Annotated in this window: 18 protein-coding genes and 1 riboswitch; of the genes, 14 read left to right on the top strand and 4 right to left on the bottom strand. The window is 73.3% G+C overall.

The window, feature by feature from the left end:
- Positions 1 to 32 precede the first annotated feature (32 nt).
- The 7 genes from AC067J_RS17040 (at position 33) to AC067J_RS17070 (ending at position 6447) form a co-directional block, all read left to right on the top strand.
- Positions 33 to 863: a shikimate dehydrogenase gene (locus tag AC067J_RS17040; protein ID WP_478299884.1), complete on the top strand. Its 831-nt coding sequence runs from the start codon at positions 33 to 35 to the stop codon at positions 861 to 863.
- A gap of 155 nt (positions 864 to 1018) precedes the next feature.
- On the top strand, positions 1019 to 2203 hold the full coding sequence (gene aroC, locus AC067J_RS17045; RefSeq protein WP_478299886.1) for a chorismate synthase: 1185 nt from the start codon (positions 1019 to 1021) through the stop codon (positions 2201 to 2203).
- Positions 2200 to 2721, top strand: a complete 522-nt coding sequence (locus tag AC067J_RS17050) for a shikimate kinase (RefSeq protein WP_478299888.1) — start codon at positions 2200 to 2202, stop codon at positions 2719 to 2721. Before aroC ends, AC067J_RS17050 begins: the two co-directional genes overlap by 4 nt.
- Entirely contained in the window at positions 2714 to 3802 is a 1089-nt protein-coding gene (gene aroB, locus AC067J_RS17055; protein WP_478299889.1) for a 3-dehydroquinate synthase, read from the top strand. Before AC067J_RS17050 ends, aroB begins: the two co-directional genes overlap by 8 nt.
- Before the next feature lie 8 nt (positions 3803 to 3810).
- Positions 3811 to 4239 (top strand): type II 3-dehydroquinate dehydratase, encoded by a 429-nt coding sequence (gene aroQ / locus AC067J_RS17060; RefSeq protein WP_478300105.1) that lies wholly within the window; start codon positions 3811 to 3813, stop codon positions 4237 to 4239.
- Positions 4240 to 4553: 314 nt separating this feature from the next.
- Positions 4554 to 5495, top strand: a complete 942-nt coding sequence (locus AC067J_RS17065) for an AAA family ATPase (protein WP_478300107.1) — start codon at positions 4554 to 4556, stop codon at positions 5493 to 5495.
- 142 nt (positions 5496 to 5637) lie between these two features.
- Positions 5638 to 6447: an Fpg/Nei family DNA glycosylase gene (locus AC067J_RS17070; RefSeq protein ID WP_478299891.1), complete on the top strand. Its 810-nt coding sequence runs from the start codon at positions 5638 to 5640 to the stop codon at positions 6445 to 6447.
- A 172-nt stretch (positions 6448 to 6619) separates the two neighbouring features.
- Here AC067J_RS17070 and AC067J_RS17075 read toward each other — a convergent pair whose 3' ends face one another.
- On the bottom strand, positions 6620 to 7039 hold the full coding sequence (locus tag AC067J_RS17075) for an ArsR/SmtB family transcription factor (protein WP_478299892.1): 420 nt from the start codon (positions 7037 to 7039) through the stop codon (positions 6620 to 6622).
- An 82-nt stretch (positions 7040 to 7121) separates the two neighbouring features.
- Positions 7122 to 7313: riboswitch (cobalamin riboswitch) on the top strand.
- 32 nt (positions 7314 to 7345) lie between these two features.
- Here AC067J_RS17075 and nicT point away from each other — a divergent pair.
- Entirely contained in the window at positions 7346 to 8518 is a 1173-nt protein-coding gene (nicT, locus tag AC067J_RS17080; RefSeq protein WP_478299894.1) for a Nickel transporter NicT, read from the top strand.
- A 51-nt stretch (positions 8519 to 8569) separates the two neighbouring features.
- On the opposite strand, the gene AC067J_RS17085 is transcribed toward nicT, so the two are convergent.
- The gene (locus AC067J_RS17085) at positions 8570 to 10429 is read right to left on the bottom strand and encodes a DNA/RNA helicase domain-containing protein (RefSeq protein ID WP_478300109.1); all 1860 of its coding nucleotides are present in this window, start codon (positions 10427 to 10429) and stop codon (positions 8570 to 8572) included.
- A 226-nt stretch (positions 10430 to 10655) separates the two neighbouring features.
- Here AC067J_RS17085 and AC067J_RS17090 point away from each other — a divergent pair, with 226 nt between their 5' ends.
- Positions 10656 to 12782, top strand: a complete 2127-nt coding sequence (locus AC067J_RS17090) for a DNA/RNA helicase domain-containing protein (protein ID WP_478299896.1) — start codon at positions 10656 to 10658, stop codon at positions 12780 to 12782.
- 187 nt (positions 12783 to 12969) lie between these two features.
- Here the strand turns inward: AC067J_RS17090 and AC067J_RS17095 are convergent, their stop codons facing one another.
- Positions 12970 to 13710, bottom strand: a complete 741-nt coding sequence (locus AC067J_RS17095) for a DUF3800 domain-containing protein (RefSeq protein WP_478299897.1) — start codon at positions 13708 to 13710, stop codon at positions 12970 to 12972.
- Between the two features lie 246 nt (positions 13711 to 13956).
- Between AC067J_RS17095 and AC067J_RS17100 the strand changes: the two genes are divergently transcribed.
- The 5 genes from AC067J_RS17100 to AC067J_RS17120 all read left to right on the top strand — a co-directional run bounded on the left by AC067J_RS17100 (position 13957) and on the right by AC067J_RS17120 (position 18470).
- Complete coding sequence (locus tag AC067J_RS17100) at positions 13957 to 15063, top strand: M24 family metallopeptidase (protein WP_478299899.1); 1107 nt, start codon at positions 13957 to 13959, stop codon at positions 15061 to 15063.
- A gap of 85 nt (positions 15064 to 15148) precedes the next feature.
- Positions 15149 to 15712: an elongation factor P gene (gene efp / locus AC067J_RS17105; protein WP_327675677.1), complete on the top strand. Its 564-nt coding sequence runs from the start codon at positions 15149 to 15151 to the stop codon at positions 15710 to 15712.
- 4 nt (positions 15713 to 15716) lie between these two features.
- Entirely contained in the window at positions 15717 to 16154 is a 438-nt protein-coding gene (nusB, locus tag AC067J_RS17110) for a transcription antitermination factor NusB (protein ID WP_478299902.1), read from the top strand.
- A gap of 162 nt (positions 16155 to 16316) precedes the next feature.
- Positions 16317 to 17162, top strand: a complete 846-nt coding sequence (locus tag AC067J_RS17115) for a thioesterase family protein (protein ID WP_478299904.1) — start codon at positions 16317 to 16319, stop codon at positions 17160 to 17162.
- Between the two features lie 357 nt (positions 17163 to 17519).
- Positions 17520 to 18470, top strand: a complete 951-nt coding sequence (locus AC067J_RS17120; protein ID WP_478299906.1) for a hypothetical protein — start codon at positions 17520 to 17522, stop codon at positions 18468 to 18470.
- Positions 18471 to 18646: 176 nt separating this feature from the next.
- Here the strand turns inward: AC067J_RS17120 and bldD are convergent, their stop codons facing one another.
- On the bottom strand, positions 18647 to 19150 hold the full coding sequence (gene bldD, locus AC067J_RS17125; protein ID WP_045692870.1) for a transcriptional regulator BldD: 504 nt from the start codon (positions 19148 to 19150) through the stop codon (positions 18647 to 18649).
- Positions 19151 to 19221 lie beyond the last annotated feature (71 nt).

Here is a 19221-nt window from a genome sequence, read left to right on the forward strand (position 1 = left end):
CCGCCCAGGGCCGGGGAGACGGAGACACCGGCATGACCAGCAAGCACCGGGCCGCCGTCCTCGGCTCGCCGATCGCCCACTCGCTCTCGCCGGACCTGCACCGGGCCGCCTTCGCGGCGCTCGGGCTGGACGGCTGGCGGTACGACCGCTTCGAGGTGGACGAGGCGGGGCTGCCCGCCTTCCTCGCCGGACTGGACGAGGCCGAGTGGGCGGGCCTCTCGCTCACCATGCCGCTCAAGCGCGCGGTGATCCCGCTGCTCGACGAGGTCGGCGACACCGCCCGCTCGGTCGAGGCGGTGAACACCGTGGTGTTCACCGCCGACGGGCGGCGGACCGGTGAGAACACCGACATCCCCGGGCTGGTCAACGCGCTGCGCGAGCGCGGCGTGACCGACGCCCCGACGGCGGCCGTGCTCGGCGCCGGCGCCACCGCCTCCTCCGCGCTGGCGGCGCTGGCCCTGCTCGGCACCCGCGAGGTGACCGTCTACGTGCGCAGCCCCGAGCGGGCCCGCGAGATGGCGGAGCTCGGCGAGCGGCTCGGCGTCGCCGTCCGCACCGCCGACTGGGCGCGCGGCGCCGAGGCGCTCGCCCACCCGCTGACCGTCTCCACCACGCCGGCCGGCGCCACCGACGGCTTCGCCGACGCGCTCCCGGCCCGGCCGGGCGCACTGTTCGACGTGCTCTACCACCCGTGGCCGACCAGGCTGGCCGCGGTCTGCGCGGAGCGCGGGGCGACCGTCCTGGGCGGGCTGGACCTGCTGGTGCACCAGGCGGTGCTGCAGGACGAACTCTTCACCGGGCGGACGCCCGGCCCGCTGGCGGCGGTCCGCGCGGCGGGCGAGGCCGCGCTCGCCGCGCGCTGAACCCGGAACCGGTCCGTCCGCAGGTCGGCCGGTCGCCGTCCGTCACGCGGACCGTGCGGCCGGGCGGTCCCGGGACGTGAAAGGATTCGGGGAGAAGGCACGCACGCCCGGGCGGGTCGCGGCTGCGCGGCCGGTCCGCTGATGAAGGAGCTCCGTTGGGTACGTTGCGCTGGCTGACGGCGGGGGAGTCGCACGGCCCCGCACTCGTCGCGACGCTGGAGGGCCTGCCCGCCGGTGTACCGGTCACCACCGCCGTGGTGGCCGACGCGCTGGCGCGCCGCCGGCTCGGCTACGGTCGCGGCGCACGGATGAAGTTCGAGCAGGACGAGGTGACCTTCCTCGGCGGCGTCCGGCACGGCGAGACCATGGGCAGCCCGGTGGCGATCATGGTCGGCAACACCGAGTGGCCGAAGTGGGACCAGGTCATGTCGGCCGACCCGGTCGACCCCGAGGTGCTGGCCGGACTGGCCCGCAACGAGGCGCTCACCCGGCCCCGCCCCGGCCACGCCGACCTGGCCGGCATGCAGAAGTACTCGATCGACGAGGCCCGCCCGATCCTGGAGCGCGCCAGCGCCCGCGAGACGGCCGCCCGGGTCGCGCTCGGCGCCGTCGCCCGCGCGTTCCTCAAGGAGACCTGCGGCATCGAGATCGTCAGCCACGTGGTCGAGCTGGCCGCCGCCAAGGCCCCGGCCGGCGTGCTGCCGCTGCCGTCCGACGAGGCGAAGCTGGACGCCGACCCGGTCCGCTGCCTGGACGCCGACGCGTCGAAGGCGATGGTCGCCGAGATCGACCAGGCCCACAAGGACGGCGACACCCTCGGCGGCGTCGTCGAGGTGCTCGCCTACGGCGTGCCGGTCGGCCTCGGGTCGCACGTGCACTGGGACCGCCGGCTGGACGCCCGCCTCGCCGCCGCGCTGATGGGCATCCAGGCGATCAAGGGCGTCGAGGTCGGCGACGGCTTCGAGCTGGCCAGGGTCCCCGGTTCCCAGGCGCACGACGAGATCGTCCCGACCCCCGAGGGCACCCGGCGCACCTCCGGCCGCTCCGGCGGCACCGAGGGCGGCCTCTCCACCGGTGAGCTGCTGCGGGTGCGCGCCGCGATGAAGCCGATCGCGACCGTGCCGCGCGCGCTGCGCACCGTCGACGTGCGCACCGGCGAGCCGGCCAAGGCGCACCACCAGCGTTCGGACGTCTGCGCCGTGCCGGCCGCCGGCATCGTCGCGGAGGCCATGGTCGCCCTGGTGCTGGCCGACGCGGTGAGCGAGAAGTTCGGCGGCGACCACGTGTCGGAGACCCGCCGGAACGTGCAGAGCTACCTCGACCACCTGATCGTCCGATGACCGCACCCGTCGTGGTGCTGGTCGGTCCGCCCGGCAGTGGCAAGTCCACCGTCGGGCGGGCCCTCGCCGAGCGGCTCGGCGTCGCGTTCCGGGACACCGACGCGGACATCGAGGCCCGGGCGGGCAAGCCCATCCCGGAGATCTTCATCGACGAGGGCGAGCCGCACTTCCGCGCGCTGGAGACGGCGGCCGTGCGGGCCGCCGCCGAGGACCACGACGGCGTGCTCGCGCTCGGCGGCGGCGCGGTGATGGCCGACGCCACCCGCGAACTGCTGCACGGACTGCCGGTGGTGTTCCTGGAGGTCCCGCTGGCCGACGCGGTCAAGCGGGTCGGCCTGGACGCCCCCCGCCCGCTGCTGGCCGTCAACCCGCGGGCCCGCTGGCGCGAGCTGATGGAGGCCCGCCGCCCCCTCTACCTGGAGGTGGCCACCGCCGTCGTCGACACCGCCGGCCGCACCCCCGGGCAGGTCGCGGACGCCGTACTGGAAGCACTGGAGCTGAAGACCCCCCATGACTGACATCGTCAGGATTCACGTCGGCGGCAGCGCCGGCCACGACCCGTACGACGTGCTGATCGGGCACCAGCTGCTCGGCGAGCTGGCGCCGCTGATCGGCGGCCGGGCCAGGCGGGTGGCGATCATCCACCCGGAGGCGCTGGAGGCCACCGCCGAGGCCATCCGTGAGGACCTGCTCGGTGAGGGCTACGAGGCGATCGCCCTCCAGGTGCCCAACGCCGAGGAGGCGAAGAGCGCCGAGGTGGCCGCCTACTGCTGGTCGGTGCTCGGCCAGACCGGCTTCACCCGCAGCGACGTCGTCGTCGGCCTCGGCGGCGGCGCCACCACCGACCTGGCCGGCTTCGTCGCCGCCACCTGGCTGCGCGGGGTCCGCTGGATCTCGATGCCCACCACGCTGCTCGGCATGGTCGACGCGGCGGTCGGCGGCAAGACCGGCATCAACATCGCCGAGGGCAAGAACATGGTCGGCGCCTTCCACCCGCCGGTGGGCGTGCTGGCCGACCTCGGCACCCTGGAGACGGTCCCGAAGCACGACTACGTGTCCGGCCTCGCCGAGGTCGTCAAGTGCGGCTTCATCGCCGACCCGGCCATCCTCGACCTGATCGAGGCCGACCCGGAGGGCGCGAAGACCCCCGCCGGGCCGCACACCGTCGAGCTGATCCGGCGCGCCATCCAGGTCAAGGCCGACGTGGTCTCCGGCGACCTCAAGGAGTCCGGCCGCCGGGAGATCCTCAACTACGGGCACACCCTCGGCCACGCCATCGAGCGCAACGAGCGGTACAAGTGGCGGCACGGCGCCGCGATCTCGATCGGCATGGTGTTCGCCGCCGAACTGGGCCGGCTGGCCGGCCGGCTGGACGACGAGACCGCCGACCGGCACCGCAGCGTGCTCGCCTCGGTCGGCCTCCCGCTGAGCTACCGCGCGGACGCCTGGCCGAAGCTGCTGGACGCGATGAAGATCGACAAGAAGTCGCGCGGCGACCTGATCCGCTTCATCGTCCTGGACGGCCTCGGCAAGACCTCCGTGCTGGAGGGCCCCGACCCGTCGCTGCTGGTCGCCGCGTACGCGGAGGTCTCCTCGTGACCAGGGTCATGGTGCTCAACGGCCCCAACCTCGGCCGGCTCGGCAGCCGGGAGCCGGACGTCTACGGCTCCACCTCGTACACCGGGCTGGTCGAGCGCTGCACGGCGCTCGGCAAGGAGCTGGGCTTCGAGGTCGAGGTGCACGAGACCAACTCCGAGCAGCAGATGGTCGAGTGGCTGCACGAGGCGGCCGACGGCACCGTCCCGGTGGTGATCAACCCGGGCGCGTTCACGCACTACTCGTACGCGATGCGGGACGCCGCCGCTCAGCGGACCGCGCCGCTGATCGAGGTGCACATCTCCAACCCGTACGCCCGGGAGACCTTCCGGCACACCTCGGTGATCGCCGCGGTGGCCTCCGGCACGATCGCCGGATTCGGGCTCGGGTCGTACGAGCTGGCCCTGCGCGCGCTCGCCGAGCAGCTCACCACGGGCTGACGGGCGGGCGGAACGCGCGTCGGCGGCCGGGCGGCGGACTGTGTCTGCTGCCCGGCCGCCGTGTAGTGTCCCCGCTGAAAAGAAGTCGGGAGGTGACCGTGACGCAGTACGCCGGGGGTGGAGATGTCCCCCCACGTCCCGTCGCTCCGCCGGCCCCGCCGTACCCCGGGAGCGCCGCCGGGCCGGCCGCGTCCGGGACCGCGTCCGGGTCCGGGAGCGGGACCGGGACCGGGTCCGCGTCCGGGTCCGCGCAGGACTCGCTGTCGGGGCCGCCGACCGTGCCCGTGCCGGTGGTCCAGCCGGGGCTGCCGCCCGTGCCGCCCGGGCCGCAGCCCGTGCCGCCGGGTCAGCAGCCTGTGCCACCTGGTCAACAGCCCCTGTCACAGCCTCTGCCGCAGGCTGTGCCGCACCCGGGTCAGCGGCCGGGGCCGCAGCCCGGTCCGCCCGTGGGTCCGCCGCCCGGCTCGCCGGCCGCGCCGCCCCCGGTGCCGCCTGCCCCGGTTCCTGCTCCGGCTCCGACTCAGGGCCCTGGCCCAGCATCTGTCCCGGCCCCTGCCCCGGTGCCGGCCGGTCCGCCGCCCGTTCGGCTGGCGGCACCCGCTCCGGCCCCGGTTCCGGCCGGGTCGACCGGGCACTTCCTGCTGCCCTCCGGGGCACCCGTCCAGCTCCCGGCGCACCCGCCGCAGCAGCACGCGCCCTCCGGTCCGATCGCGGTGCTGCTGATCGGCCCGGCCGGCGCCGGCAAGACCACCGTCGCCCGGCACTGGGCCGAGCGGCGCCCCAACCCGACCGCGCACATCAGCCTCGACGACGTCCGCGAGTGGGTGCAGTCCGGCTTCGCCAACCCGCAGTCCGGCTGGAACAACGCCTCCGAGGCGCAGTACCGGCTGGCCCGCCGGACCTGCGGGTTCGCCTGCCGCAACTACCTCGCCAACGGCATCTCGTGCATCATCGACGACGCCGTCTTCCCGGACCGCCCGGCGATCGGCCTCGGCGGCTGGAAGCGGCACATCGGGCCGGGCATGATCCCGGTGGTGCTGCTGCCCAGCCTGGACTCCGTGCTCAGCCGCAACGCCCGGCGCAGCGGCAACCGGCGGCTCGGTGACGAGGAGGTGGCCCGGATCCACGGGCGGATGGCCGGCTGGTACAACTCCGGGCTGCCGATCATCGACAACTCCCACCTGGACGTCGCGGCGACCGCCGCCGAGCTGGACCGGGTGATCCTGGCCCGGCTGCTGGGCATCCCGGTGCGCTGAGCAGGCCTTCCGTCCGGGCCGTCCGTCCGGGCCTTCCGCCGCTCACGGGCCCTTCGTCCGGCCCTTCCGGCCGGCCGGGCCTGTCAGTGCCGGCTGCGATGATGGACGGGTCCTGATCGAACCACCGGGGGGAGCCGCGCCCGTGCCGGAAGGCCACATCATCCACCGTCTCGCCGCCGAGAACCACCGGGCCTTCGGCGGTCGTCCGGTCCGCGCCAGCAGCCCGCAGGGCCGGTTCGCCGACAGTGCCGCGCTGATCGACGGGCAGGAGCTGGTCGCGGCGGAGGCCACCGGGAAGCACCTGTTCCTCGGCTTCGCGGACGACGCGTGGGTGCACGTCCACCTCGGCCTCTACGGCGGCTTCAGCTTCGGCACCGGGCCGGCCCCCGCCCCGGTCGGCCTGGTCCGGCTGCGGCTGGAGAACGACGACCACTTCGCCGACCTGCGCGGTCCCAACACCTGCGCGCTGATCACCGGCGAGGAGAAGGCGGCCGTCGCAGCCCGGCTGGGGCCGGACCCGCTGCGGGCCGACGCCGACCCGCAGCTCGCCTGGCGGCGGATATCCGGCAGCCGGACGACGGTGGCGGCGCTGCTGATGGACCAGAAGGTGTTGGCGGGGGTCGGCAACGTCTACCGGGCCGAGGTGCTGTTCCGGCACGGCATCGACCCGCACCGGGCCGGCCGCGACCTGCGCCGCGCCGAGTGGGACGCGATCTGGGCGGACCTGGTCGCGCTGATGCGCGAGGGTGTCGGGGCGGGCCGGATCGACACCGTCCGGCCGGAGCACACCCCGGAGGCGATGGGCCGGCCGCCGCGCGTGGACGACCACGGCGGGGAGGTCTACGTCTACCGGCGGGCGGCGATGCCCTGCCTGGTCTGCGGCACCGACGTCCGGACCGAGGAGCACGCCTCGCGCAACCTCTTCTGGTGCCCGTCCTGCCAGCGGGCGTAGAGGTTCCGCAGTCGCGCGGGCCGGGGTGGCCGGTGAAGCGCGGTCGGTGAAGCGCGGCCGGTGAGGGGCGGCAACGCCTGTGCCGGGCTGCGGGGGTGACGGCGGGTCGGGCGCCGGTCGCCGTGCCGCGACGGCCTCCGCGGCCGCCGTGGTCGCCGAGCGCCGCGGCCGGTCAGCCGGTCGCGGCGGTGGGTCCGGGGTGGTCCTCGTCGGTCGGGTGGCCGGGGAGCTCGACGTGCTCGCCACCGGCGCACTCGTCGAGGAGGGGGCGCATGGCCTCGTCCACAAGCCGGTAGCGCACCACACGTCCGTCCTTCTCCCCGGCCACCACGCCCGCCGTGCGCAGCAGTCTCAGCGCCTGGGAGACGGCCGGGTCGCGCATGCCGGTGGCGACCGCGAGATCGGTGACGGCGAGCGGGCCGGCCCGGTGCAGGGCGAGCAGCAGGGAGAGCCGCCCGGGGTCGGCGAGCAGCGAGAACCGCTCGGCCCAGGTCCGGACCCGGTGGGCGTCGCCGATGGCCGCGATCGCCTCGCAGACCCGGTGCCCGTCGATGGTGCGGTGGCCCGCGCGGTCGGCCGGTACGAGATGCATGCCCGCATTCTTGCAGCCGGCGGCCTGTGATCCTGGACACCTGCGCAGGTGCGCAGCCTTGCAAGGGTGTTCGGGAGCCCCCTACGGTGTTCCCCGCCGTGGTGCTCGGGAAGACCGGTGGCGGACCCTCAGGGGTCCCAGTCCGGAGCGGCCCTCGCCACTGTGATCGGGGGAGTCGTCGGTACCCACGACGCCACTGGACGCCTCGCGCGTCCGGGAAGGCGGGTACCGGAAGCCCGTAAGCCAGGAGACCGGCCACGGCATCTCACGAAGTCATTCCACGAGGTGCTGGAGCGTGATCCGCAGATGACCCTGCCCGAAACCGCCGCCGATCCGGCGGCGCCGAGCGTCCTGCCGACCTTCCGCTGGAGGCGGGAGGACAGCCTCCGCACGGCCGGTCTGATGGGTGTGATCCTGGCCATGCACGTGGTGGCCTTCGGCACCCTGATATTCCTGGTCGCGCCGGAGGAGTACGAGGTCGGGACCCAGGTGTTCGGGGTGGGCCTGGGCATCACGGCCTACACCCTCGGCATGCGGCACGCCTTCGACGCCGACCACATCGCGGTGATCGACAACACCACGCGCAAGCTGATGGCGGACGGCAAGCGGCCGGTCTCGGTGGGCTTCTGGTTCGCCCTCGGGCACTCCTCGATGGTCGTGCTGATGGCGGCCCTGGTGGCGGGCGGCGCCCAGCTGGCCGGCACGCTGATGGACGACGAGTCCACCACCCACCAGTGGCTGGGCATGGTCGGGACCTCGGCCTCCGGCGTCTTCCTCTACCTGATCGGCGCGCTCAACCTGGCCGCGCTGTTCGGCATCCTCAAGGTGTTCCGCTCGATGCGGGCCGGGCGGTACGACGAGGCCGAGCTGGAGGAGCACCTGAGCTCGCGGGGCTTCCTGGCCCGGGTGCTCAACCGGGCGACCCGCTCGATCACCCGGCCGGGCCAGATGTTCCCGGTCGGGATGGTGCTGGGCCTGGGCTTCGACACCGCGACCGAGGTGTCCCTGATGGTGATGGCCGGCTCGGGTGCCGCCTCCGGCCTGCCCTGGTACGCGATCATCTGCCTGCCGCTGCTGTTCGCGGCCGGGATGAGCCTGTTCGACACGCTGGACGGCACCTTCATGAACTTCGCCTACCAGTGGGCGTTCTCCAACCCGGTGCGGAAGGTGTACTACAACCTGACCATCACCGGGCTGTCGATCGCGGTGGCGTTCATCATCGGGACCATCGAGCTGGTCGGGGTGCTGCACGAGAAGCTCGACCTCACCGACCCGGTGAGCGGCTGGATCGCGGAGATCTCGCTGGACAACGTCGGCTACGCGATCGTCGGGCTGTTCGTGGTGGTCTGGGCGGCGGCCATCGCGTACTGGCGGCTGGCGGGCGTCGAGAAGAAGTGGAGCCCGCAGCCGGTCCGGCCGGCTCCGGCCACCGGCCCCGCCCCGCAGCCGGTCCCCGGCGCGGCCGCGGACACCGAGTAGCCACGCCCCCGCACGGCGCCCACCGGCCCCCACGGGCCGGGCGGGCGCCCCTCAGCGCCCCACCAGTTCGCGCAGCTTCTCGCGGGTCTCCCGGTCGGTGGACGTGATCACCGTGCCGATCATGCCGCGGGTGAGGAGGACCTTGTAGGTGTTCCGTATCAGCCGGTCGACCTCGTCGTCGGGCGTCGACTTCTTGAAGACCGGGTCCTTGGACGCGGCCCGGTCGGTCACCCAGCGGTCGTGCCGCCACACCAGGTCGGGGCCGATGATCACACCGTTCCAGTCGTACTCGAAGCCCTGTGCGGTGTACACGCACCCGACCTGTCCGAAACCGCCCGGGTCGGTGGCCCAGAGCGGCCAGGCGGGTGCGCCGCCGGCGGACGTCTCGCTCTTGACGTTCCAGGGCCGGGTCCAGTCACCGATCACCACGTCGTGAGACAGGGGGGCACCGGGACGTGGCGCGTCCGACCACTTCCAGCAGTACCCGGCGGTCATCCGGGCCCCGAAGCCGTCGTCGTGGCGCCGCTGGAGCAGGACCTCCAGCTCCAGCGGTGACTCCACCACCCGGAGGTCCATGCGGTCGTCGGGCTCCCATGAGGCCGGTCCGCCCCCCTCGAGCCCCAGGAGCCGGGCGACCCAGCGGACGTACGCCTCGCTGCCTCCGCAGCGGAACTGGTCGTCCAGGCCGACCAGTCGGCAGGAGAGACCCCTGGCCTCGGCTGCGGCGCGGATCGTGTCGACGGTGCCCATCTCACCGGGACGTACCACCTGGTGCTCGTCGAGAAGGAACACCGGGACGCGGGCGACGTCGATCAACTCGTCCACCTGGGCCGCGTCCGAGCGGTCGGCGGCACGGGTGAAACGGTTCGCAGACGTCTTCCGGAGCCGGTGGGCTTCGTCGCAGACCACCACGTCGAGGCTGTTCCGGTCGGCCTTCATGAAGCTGTTGAAGTACTTGAAGAGGTTCTTGACCTCGGTCTTCCGCGTTCCGGCGACCTGGCGCATGGTCGTGGTGAAGGACTTGGAACCGGTGGCGTGTATCGCCCGGTGGCCCTGCCGGTAGAGCTCGCCGAGGAGCGAGAGCGCGATGACACTCTTGCCGCTTCCGGGACCGCCCGTGATCACCACGACCTCCTTGTGATCCGACCGCTGTGCCCGCCGGACCGCCCGCATGACCAGCTCGAACGCCTCCCGCTGCTCGTCCAGGAGGACGAACTGCTCGCGGTCGCGCACCTCGGCGGCCGCGACCGCCATCAGCTGCCGGGAGGGCTGGGTCCTTCCGGTGAGCAGGGCGTCCGCGGGCGAGGCTCCCGACACCGGGGCGAGCAGCGACCGGAGGTGCTCGATCAGCCGCCCCCGCCGCTCGCCGGTGAAGAGGCTGCCGTGCCGGTCCTGCTCGATCTCGTGCAGTCCGGCGACGCCGAACTCGGTGGCGTTGTGGAGGTAGGCGACGCCCGCGATCCAGTCCTCCCGCCCCTCCAGCGCACCGTTGAAGTCACAGAGGTACCGGACGTAGCCGCGGACCTGCTCGACGGGGTGGAGGACCGGTTCGGGATAGGAGTCGACGCGGCAGAGCAGGGGGGCGCCGTCCTCAGGAGCGGCGTTCGACCACTGCTTGAGTTCGACGACGACATAGGACGGATCACCGGACACCGGGTGCAGTCCGGCGAGCACCACGTCGGCGCGCTTGCTGCTGAGCGGCAGCGCGTACTCGACCAGCATCTCCACGTCCTTCAGCCCAGCGTCGACCAGCGCTCCGGCTAGGACGGGAAGACTGCGTTCCCACGACCGGACCTCGGCCTTGCCCGCCCGGTGTCCGTAGCCGAAGGCGAACTGCTCGGTCAGCCGGGGAATCAGCGTGCCGGCGCGGTGCTCGGCGGAAAGCGCTTCGGCGGTGGCACGGAACAGCAACATTCCCCCAGAAGGACACGGTGGTACGCGGCCGGCCGGAGCGCGAGGCCCGGACGGTCTCGTGGCAGTGATCGACCACCCTAGCGGGATGGTCCGACAGATCCGGCCAGACGGAATTCCACGGGCCGGACGAAGGTTCGACGCCGTAGCATGTCGCCGTCCGCCGGAGGGCCCAACCCTCTTGAGCGGAATCCCTTTCCCGTCCCGGCCCGTTGTGCTCCCGGTGGTGCCTGTGCTGCTTCTCCAACTGTCCGCGGTCGATCTGCTGCGCCTGAACGAGCGGGGACTGCTGATCAGTCACCTCTCGCAGCGGCACCGCCTCTTCAACCGCACGCCGGTCGGTGTGAACGAACAGGAGGCGTGGCGGGCCAGTCTGGTGGCCCTCGCCTCGGACCTGGTCGACTGCGCTCTCGGCGGCGTCCGGATGTTCGTGGAGTACCAGCCGCCGCAGGCGGACCCGGACGGTCCGGCGCACCCGCCGATCGACGTGCTGCTGGTGGGCCGCTACCCCGACTCGGACCGGGACTCCGTCCTGGTCGTCGAACTCAAGCAGTGGCGTGCGGCGGCCAGGAGCCGGACCGACCCCGCCAAGGTCGACGTCCCCGGGATGGGGGCGAAGAAGCACCCCGCCCAGCAGGTCCGCTCGTCCTACGAAGCTCTGCTGGCGCCGCTCGGCCTCCTGCACGATCTGACGCTCCAGGTCGCTGGCTTCTCCTACCTGCACAACGCCCGTGACCCCGCGGTGCGCGACCTGCTCGACGCGGAGCACGCCACCGGTGGTGCGGGGCTGTACTTCACCGCCGACAGCCGCCACGAGCTTCGGCGGCTGCTCCTCCAGTCCTTCGCCCAGGGTGACAACTCGGCGGTGGCGGAGCGGATCCTCCGACGCATCGGGATCCGCAACACGCCGCTCCTGGAAGCCATGGTGCGGTCCCGCGGGGAGGACACGGTCTTCAGCCTGCGCGGGGTGCAGCGCACGGTCGCCGACCAGGTCCGCCGGGAGCTCGAGCGGCTGCACCGGGACCGTCCGACGGAGAAGGCCGTCTTCGTCGTCACCGGAGGCGCCGGCACGGGGAAGAGCGCGATCGGGCTGGAACTCCACAACCACCTGTCCAACGAGCGCTACCGGGTGCTCTACGCCACCGGAGCGCGGGCGTTCGACGCGAATCTGCGCGAGCACCTGGGGATGTCGTTGAACCGCTTCCGGCGGGAGTTCAAGTTCTTCCGCGACTTCGTCGAGCCGCCGGAACCCCGGCTCGACGTCCTGATCTGCGACGAGGCCCACCGCCTGCGGGAGCGGTCGACGTTCGAGGGCTTCCCCGGCGCGTCGAGGCGACCGGCCGGGACCCGGCCGCAGGTCGAGGAACTCATCGAGGCCGCGCACATCACGGTGTTCCTGCTCGACGAGGCCCAGAGCCTCAGGAACGACGAGGTGGGGACCTGCCGGCTGATCATCGAGGCCGCGACGCGGATGGGGGCCGTCGTCCGGACCTATGACCTGCAGGACTACTACCGCTGCGGTGGCAGTGCGCTGTACCGCCAGTGGGTCTGGGACCTGCTCGGCATCGACGGCGGACACCCCCGTCCGTGGGTTCCCGACGGGTTGATGCACATCGAGCTGGCCGAGACCCCCACGGCCCTGGAGGAGACCCTCCGCAAGGAGGTGGAGGCCGGGGCGAGCGGTCGGATGGTTGCCGGCTTCTGCTGGAAGTGGAGCGACCCGCGGGAGGACGGCAGCCTGGTCACCGATGTCCGCATCGGGGACTGGCACCTGCCGTGGAACGCGAAGCGGGACCCGACCGGCCGGGTGAAGGAGTACGCGGACAACGCGCCTCCGGCGGAGCTCTGGGCCACCCGGCAGGAGGGACTGGACCAAGTCGGCTGCGTGTACTCCGCCCAGGGGCTGGAGTGGGACTGGTGCGCGGTCATCATGGGGGAGGACCTCGTCCGGCGCGGCGACCGCTGGGTGGCGCAGAAGGGCGCGTTCAAGGAGCGGGCCGACGGGCAGGGCTACTACGCGGTGCGGCCGGGTTCCGCGGATCCGCGGATCGCCGCCGAGGGCGGCATCGGCTTCGCCCAGCGTGTCCGCCACGCCTACCACGTGCTGCTCACCCGTGCCAGCAAGGCGACGGTGCTCTTGTCCAGTGACCCGGAGACCCAGGAGTTCCTGCGTACCGTGGTCCCGAAGGTGGAACTGCACGGTCTCCGTCCCGGCGGGCCCGGGCAGCCGGAACCGGCGCAGCAGCAACGGATCCGCCGGTCACGCGGGGCCAGGGCGGCCGCTCGGGTTCGTGTCCCGCGTGGAGTGCCGGCCGAAGGGCAGGCCGGTCTGTTCGACGACGCCGCCGACTGACTGCTGCCTGTTCCCGTGATCTCGGCAGAGTTGATTCGAGGGGGAGGGAGCGATTCAATGGAGCGGTGAGGAGCCCCTGGGTGGGCTGCCGGGACAAGCCAGATGCAGGTGACTGGATCCCTCCGGGGCGGATGCTCCGGATTGAGGCCCCCGGAGCCCTCCCAGGGGCTCCTCGCGCATGCCGCCGTCAGACCGTGAGGTCCGGCCACCACACACGCTTGGCCAGGAACGACTCGTCGCCGAGCAGCCTGACACCGTGGCCCAGGAGTCCGTCGGCGTCGGTCCGGCGGAGCAGCTGCCCACGGCACCGGAGCAGGTAGGACGCGCAGGCCGGGTCGTCGGGCTCGCCGGTGAGGGCCGTGTTGAGGAAGCCGCAGTGCAGGTCTGCCAGCTGGAGACCGTCGTAGGCAGCGGTCCCGTGCCAGGTCGGTGGCCAGTGGAGAAGGTGCCAGGGGATTCCGGGAGAGTCCGGTCGGGCCTGGTCGAGGTAGGCGACGGTGTCGGCATGGTCCATGTGCCGGACGTGTCCGAACTTGACCGCTGCGCGTCGGGGCCCGCCCGGCCATGCCGCAGCGGCTTGTGCGACCAGCTCGAGGACGAGTCGGCAGCAGTGGTTGTAGAAGGTCTCGCTGCTGCGCAGCAGTTCCGGGTCGTCTCCCGCACTGCCCTTGTGCACCACGACATGGGCGACCCGGACGTCCGGGATCACCGCCAGCATGTCGGCGGCCAGTTCCCTCCGGTCGCCGTGCTTGCGCTTGAAGTGCTCGACCCAGTGCAGGGGCCCGGGGGTGCCGACGTGTGCCCGCAGGCCGGCGGCCGTCGCGCGCATCTGGTGCTGCCGTTCGCGGGGGACGAGGAAGGCCGTCATGGAGAAGCAGTCCGAGGACCGTCCGGAGTAGCCGCGGTCGCCGGTCTCGTCCACGTACACGACAAGTCCGGGGCCCGGTTTCCCGGAATCCCCGCCAGGGACGATGCGTGCCATCCGAGACCCCTCCTGTCCCCCTGGCCTCGGTTTCGAGGCGGGCGCCGACACCCGGCGGATCCCGCTCCGCCGCCGTTCCGGCACGGAGAGATCGTACTGGCTCGGCCCCCACGGGCCGGGCGGGCGCCGTGCGCGTGCCCGGGTGGGGGCGTTCGGCGGGCGGATCGGGGTGGGGGTTCGTAGGCTCGACCCATGTCTGATGCGTACGCGGGCCGGCGGGAGCGGTTGCGGGAGCACTGCAGTGCGACCGGGGCCGACGCGGCGCTGATCACCAGGGCGGCGAACGTGCGGTACCTGACCGGGTGCCCGCCGTGCGGGGCGACGCTGCTGCTCACCCGGGACCGGGTGCTGCTGACGCTGCCGGACGACCTGCCGCCGGACGACGCGGGGGAGCACCTGATCGCCGCGGACGTCACCAGGGTGCCGGTCGCGGCCGGCACCGACACCGCGCTGGCGGCGGCCGCCTCGGCGGCGCGGCTGCGGGTGGGCGGCCTGGCGGTGGAGGAGCACGACCTGACCGTCACCCGGCACCGGGCCGTGGCGGGGCTCGCCGAGGGGGTGCGGCTGGCCGACCTCGCGCAGGCGGTCGAGCGGCTGCGGGTGGTGAAGGACGAGCACGAGATCGCCGACCTGCGGATCGCGGCCGAGATCGCCGACCAGGCGCTCGGCGAACTGCTGGAGTCGATCCTGGTCGGCCGGACCGAGCGGCACCTGGCGATGGAGCTGGAGCGCCGGATGATCGACCACGGCGCGGACCGGGCGGCGTTCCCGGTCTCGGTCGGCACCGGCAGCCACTCCGGCCAGCAGGCCCACCAGCCGACCGACCGGCGGGTGGAGGAGGGCGACTTCCTGACCGTGGTGCTGGGCGCCCGCTACCGCGGGTACGGGGTGTCGACCGCCCGGACCTTCGTGATCGGGGCGGCCCCCGCGCCCTGGCAGGTGGAGCTCCACCGGCTGGTGTTCCGCGCCCAGCGGGCCGGCCGGGAGGCGCTCGGACCGGGCGTCGAGCAGTACGTGCCCGACCAGGCCGCGCGGGAGATCCTCCAGGCCGCCGGGCACACCGAGGCCTCTCCGCACCCGATCGGTCACGGCATCGGGCTGGAGATCCGGGAGGCGCCGCGCCTGGGCCCGTCGGACATGGGTAAACTGGACAGCCGCGTGCCGGTCACCGTCGGTCCAGGGGTCCACCTCCCGGGCCGGGGCGGTGTCCGGATCGAGGACACGCTCGTCGTGCGCCCCCCTGAGGAGGGCGGGCCCGAGCTGCTCACCATCACCACCAAGGAGCTCCTCGCCCTGTGAGCCGCGCACTGCCGAAGTGCAGCCGCGGCCGGCAGGACGCAAACCCTTGGTTCCTTGACAGCTATATCCAGGAGTAAGTGCGCCCGTGGCTTCCACGAACGATCTCAAGAACGGCATGGTCCTCAAGCTGGAGGGCGGCAAGCTCTGGTCCGTCGTCGAGTTCCAGCACGTCAAGCCCGGCAAGGGCCCGGCCTTCGTGCGCACCAAGCTCAAGGAGGTCCTGTCGGGCAAGGTCGTCGACAAGACCTTCAACGCCGGCACCAAGGTCGAGACCGCCAGCGTCGACAAGCGCGGCATGCAGTTCTCGTACAAGGACGGCGAGAACTTCGTGTTCATGGACACGGACACCTACGACCAGGTCACGGTCGAGCCGGCCGTCGTCGGTGACGCCGCCAAGTACCTGCTGGAGGGCTTCGAGGCCCTGGTCGCCATGTACGAGGGCGCGCCGCTGTACATCGAGCTCCCGGCCTCGGTCGAGCTGCTCATCTCGCACACCGAGCCGGGCGTGCAGGGCGACCGCTCCACCGGCGGCTCCAAGCCGGCCACCCTGGAGACCGGCGCCGAGATCGCCGTCCCGCTCTTCATCGTCACCGGTGAGAAGATCAAGGTCGACACCCGCGACGGCAGCTACCTCGGCCGGGTGAAGTAAGTCCGTGTCGTCCGCACGTACCAAGGCCCGCACGCGAGCCTTCCAGATCCTGTTCGAGGCCGACCACCGCGGGGTCGACCCGCTGACGGTCCTCGCCGACTGGGTGGCCCGGGCCCGGGAGCCCAAGCCGGACGAGGGCACCCCGCAGGTGGGCGAGTACACGATGGAGCTGGTCGAGGGCTACGTCCAGTACGCCCGTCGCATCGATGAGCTGATCTCCCAGTACGCGGTCGGCTGGACGCTCGACCGGATGCCGATCGTGGACCGCAACGTCCTGCGGCTCGGCGCGTACGAGCTGATCTGGGAGGACGGCGTCCCGGACGCCGTCGTCGTGGACGAGGCGGTCGAGATCGCCAAGGAGTTCTCCACGGACGACTCCCCGGCCTTCGTGAACGGCCTGCTCGCCCGCTTCATGGAGCTGAAGCCCGGCATCCGCCGGTAGCGGCTCACCAGCGTCACCGACGGCCGTCGGACCGGGAACGGTCCGACGGCCGTCGTGCGTTTTCCCCGGGTGGCGTATGTTGGTCCCTACTCGCCAGTAACCTGGTGCGCCGTCGGCCCCGTGCCCGTCGGCGACCCCGCAGCGAAGGGCAGGCCACCCCCCATGACCACGGCGATCCGCAGCGAGTTCGACCAGGGCATCGCCCTGACCCCGCACCCGGACGAGTCCGGCCGGTACGACGGCGAACTCGGCGCCGGCTGGCAGATCGGCGGCGGCGTCAACGGCGGACTGCTGCTCGCGGTGGCCGGCCACGCGCTCGCGCTGGAGCACGGCTCCCGCGCGGACAGCGCCGACCACGCCGACCCGGTCTCGATCAGCGGCTACTACCTCTCCGCCTCCACCCCCGGCCCGGCCACCGTCCGCACCGAGGTGATCCGCACCGGCCGTTCGCTGTCCACCGGCACCGCCTCGCTGAGCCAGGGCGGCGTCGAGCGCCTTCGGGTGGTCGCCACCCACGGGGACCTCGCCGCCGTCGACGGCGAGGTGCGCACCAGCGCCCGCCCGCCCCAGCTGCCGCCGCCGGACCAGTGCATCGGCGTCGAGCACGCGCCCAAGGAGCTCATCGCCCAGGCCGCCCTGCTGGAGCGCTTCGACATGCGGCTCGACCCGGCCACCATCGGCTGGGCGCTCGGGCAGCCGTCGGGGGAGGGGCGGATCCAGGGCTGGTTCCGGCTCGCCGACGGCCGCGAGCCCGACCCGCTGCTGCTCCTGCTGGTCGCCGACGCGCTGCCGCCGGTCACCTTCGACATGGGGATGCCGGGCTGGGCGCCGACCGTCGAGCTCACCGTCCACCTGCGGGCCAAGCCCGTGCCGGGGTGGCTGCGGGTGGTCCACGCCACCCGGAACCTGGCCGGCGGGTACTTCGAGGAGGACGCCGAGGTCTGGGACGAGGCCGGCCGGCTGGTCGCGCAGTCCCGCCAGCTGGCCCGGGTGCCGCGCCAGGAGTGAGGCAAGGGCGGGGCGGGAGCGGGGCAGGAGTGCGGGCGGGGCGGTACCGGCGCGCCCCCTCCGGGGAGCCCGGCGCGAAGGCGCGGGCGCCCGGCGCGTGGCCGATCCGGTGCGCCCGGTCCGCAGCGCTCCGCGTGAGCGGGCCGGCACGCGGCGTGACTGTGCGACGGCGTGCGGGGCGGGTGCGCGGGGCGTGACGGTCCGTCCGCACAACCGTGCGTGACTCCAAACACCCGATTCACCCTCGGTTACAGTCCTGTGACACGCCGTACGTGTGCGCCACGCGGGGCTGGGGAGGACAACGGTCGGCGGCAGCCCCCTGCCGCCGACCGCCCGCCGCCCGCCCGAGGAGTCCCGATGAGCCGCAACGGCCGCGCCCGCCGCACCCCCGACTGCACCGCCGCCGGCCCCCGGCCGCGGACGCGCTCCCGGTACGAGCGGGCCGAGCGGGCGGAGCGGGCCGAGGGCCACGAGCGGACCGAGGGGCGCGACCGGCACCGGACCGACGGCGGCGACCAGGCCTTCGTGATCGGCGTGCTGACCAGTGCCGCCGACTTCGAGCGGGCCCGTGCCTGGCAGCTCTCCGACGCTCCGGACCACGAGCAGTACCTGCGCGAGACCGCCGAGCTGCTCGCCGAGGCCCGGCGGCGCTTCGACACCGTCCGGGCCCGGATGTTCCACCCGCAGGACTTCGCCGACTTCTGCCTGCTGCACGGGCTCGACCCGGCCGAACCGGCCGCCCGCGACCGCTACCTCGTCAACCCGCCGCTGCAGACCCAACTCCTCGCCTACCAGGGGGAGGAGCTGGTCGGCGACTTCGTGCCCCGGCTGGTCCGGGCCCGGGAGAACGGGCTGACCCTGCGCCACGCCGACCTGCTGCTCGACGGCGGGCTGTACGGCGAGCGCGACGAGGCGGTGGCGTCCGCCTACGAGCGCGGCGCCGAGGTGTTCCGCCGGATGCTGCTCGGCGCCGGCAGCGGGGTCTACGAGCTGCGCCTCGCGGTGGACGCGCCCGGCGGACGGCTCACCGCGGCGGCCCGGGTGCTCCAGTGGGAGGACGGCGTGGTGCGGATCAACGACGAGGACCTGGAACTGCTCTGCGCGGTGCTCTGTGCGGGGCTGGCCCGCGAACTGCCCGGGCTGGCGGTGCTGCACGGCGCGCAGGGGTCGGCGGCGTCCTGCGGGGAGTACCGGCCGACCGCCTGGGCCTGGGCCAGCGAGGGGCGGGTGTGGGCGCCGGCGGGCGGCCCCGTCCGGCTGGACGGGGTGGCCGCGGAGCCGGGCTACCGGCTGGAGACGGTCTGTTGAGGGGCCCGCCGCGGCCCGCCGTGCCGTGCCGCGGCACCGCGCGGCGGGGCCGACGCGGGCGCGCCGCGGCGCGGCCCCCCGGAGGGGAGCCGCGCCGTGACGTTTCTGCTGGGTACCGCCCCGGATGGTGCTTCGGGTACTTCCCGTTCCCGGCGAGGGGAACCGTGCGGCGAGCCTCAGCCCGCCTCCTCCTCGCGCACCGCACGGCGCGCGTCGGGGTTGAGCACACCCCAGGAGATCAGCTGCTCGGTGAGGATCGACGGCGACTGGTCGTAGATCACGGCCAGCGTGCGCAGATCGTCCTGGCGGATCGACAGCACCTTGCCGTTGTAGTCGCCGCGCTGGCTCTGGATGGTCGCCGCGTAGCGCTGCAGCGGACCGGCCTTCTCGGACGGGACCTGGGTCAGTCTCTCCAGGTCGAGCACCAGGCGCGGCGGCGGCTCGGCCGCACCGCCGGGCGTCCCGCCGGGCAGCAGCTCCTGCACCGGGACCCCGTAGAACTCCGCCAGTTCGGCCAGCCGCTGCACGGTGACCGCACGGTCGCCACGCTCGTACGACCCGACGACGACTGCCTTCCAGCGCCCCTGGGACTTCTCCTCGACACCGTGCAGGGAGAGCCCCTGCTGAGTGCGGATGGCTCGGAGCTTGCCTCCGAGCTGCTTCGCGTAGTCGCTGGACATTGATCTCCCCGGACGAGATTGCTTCGCGTTCAGTGGTGGGTCACGGGCGATTGCCGACGCCGTTACCGGTG

Source organism: Kitasatospora sp. NPDC042419 (assembly GCF_056437345.1).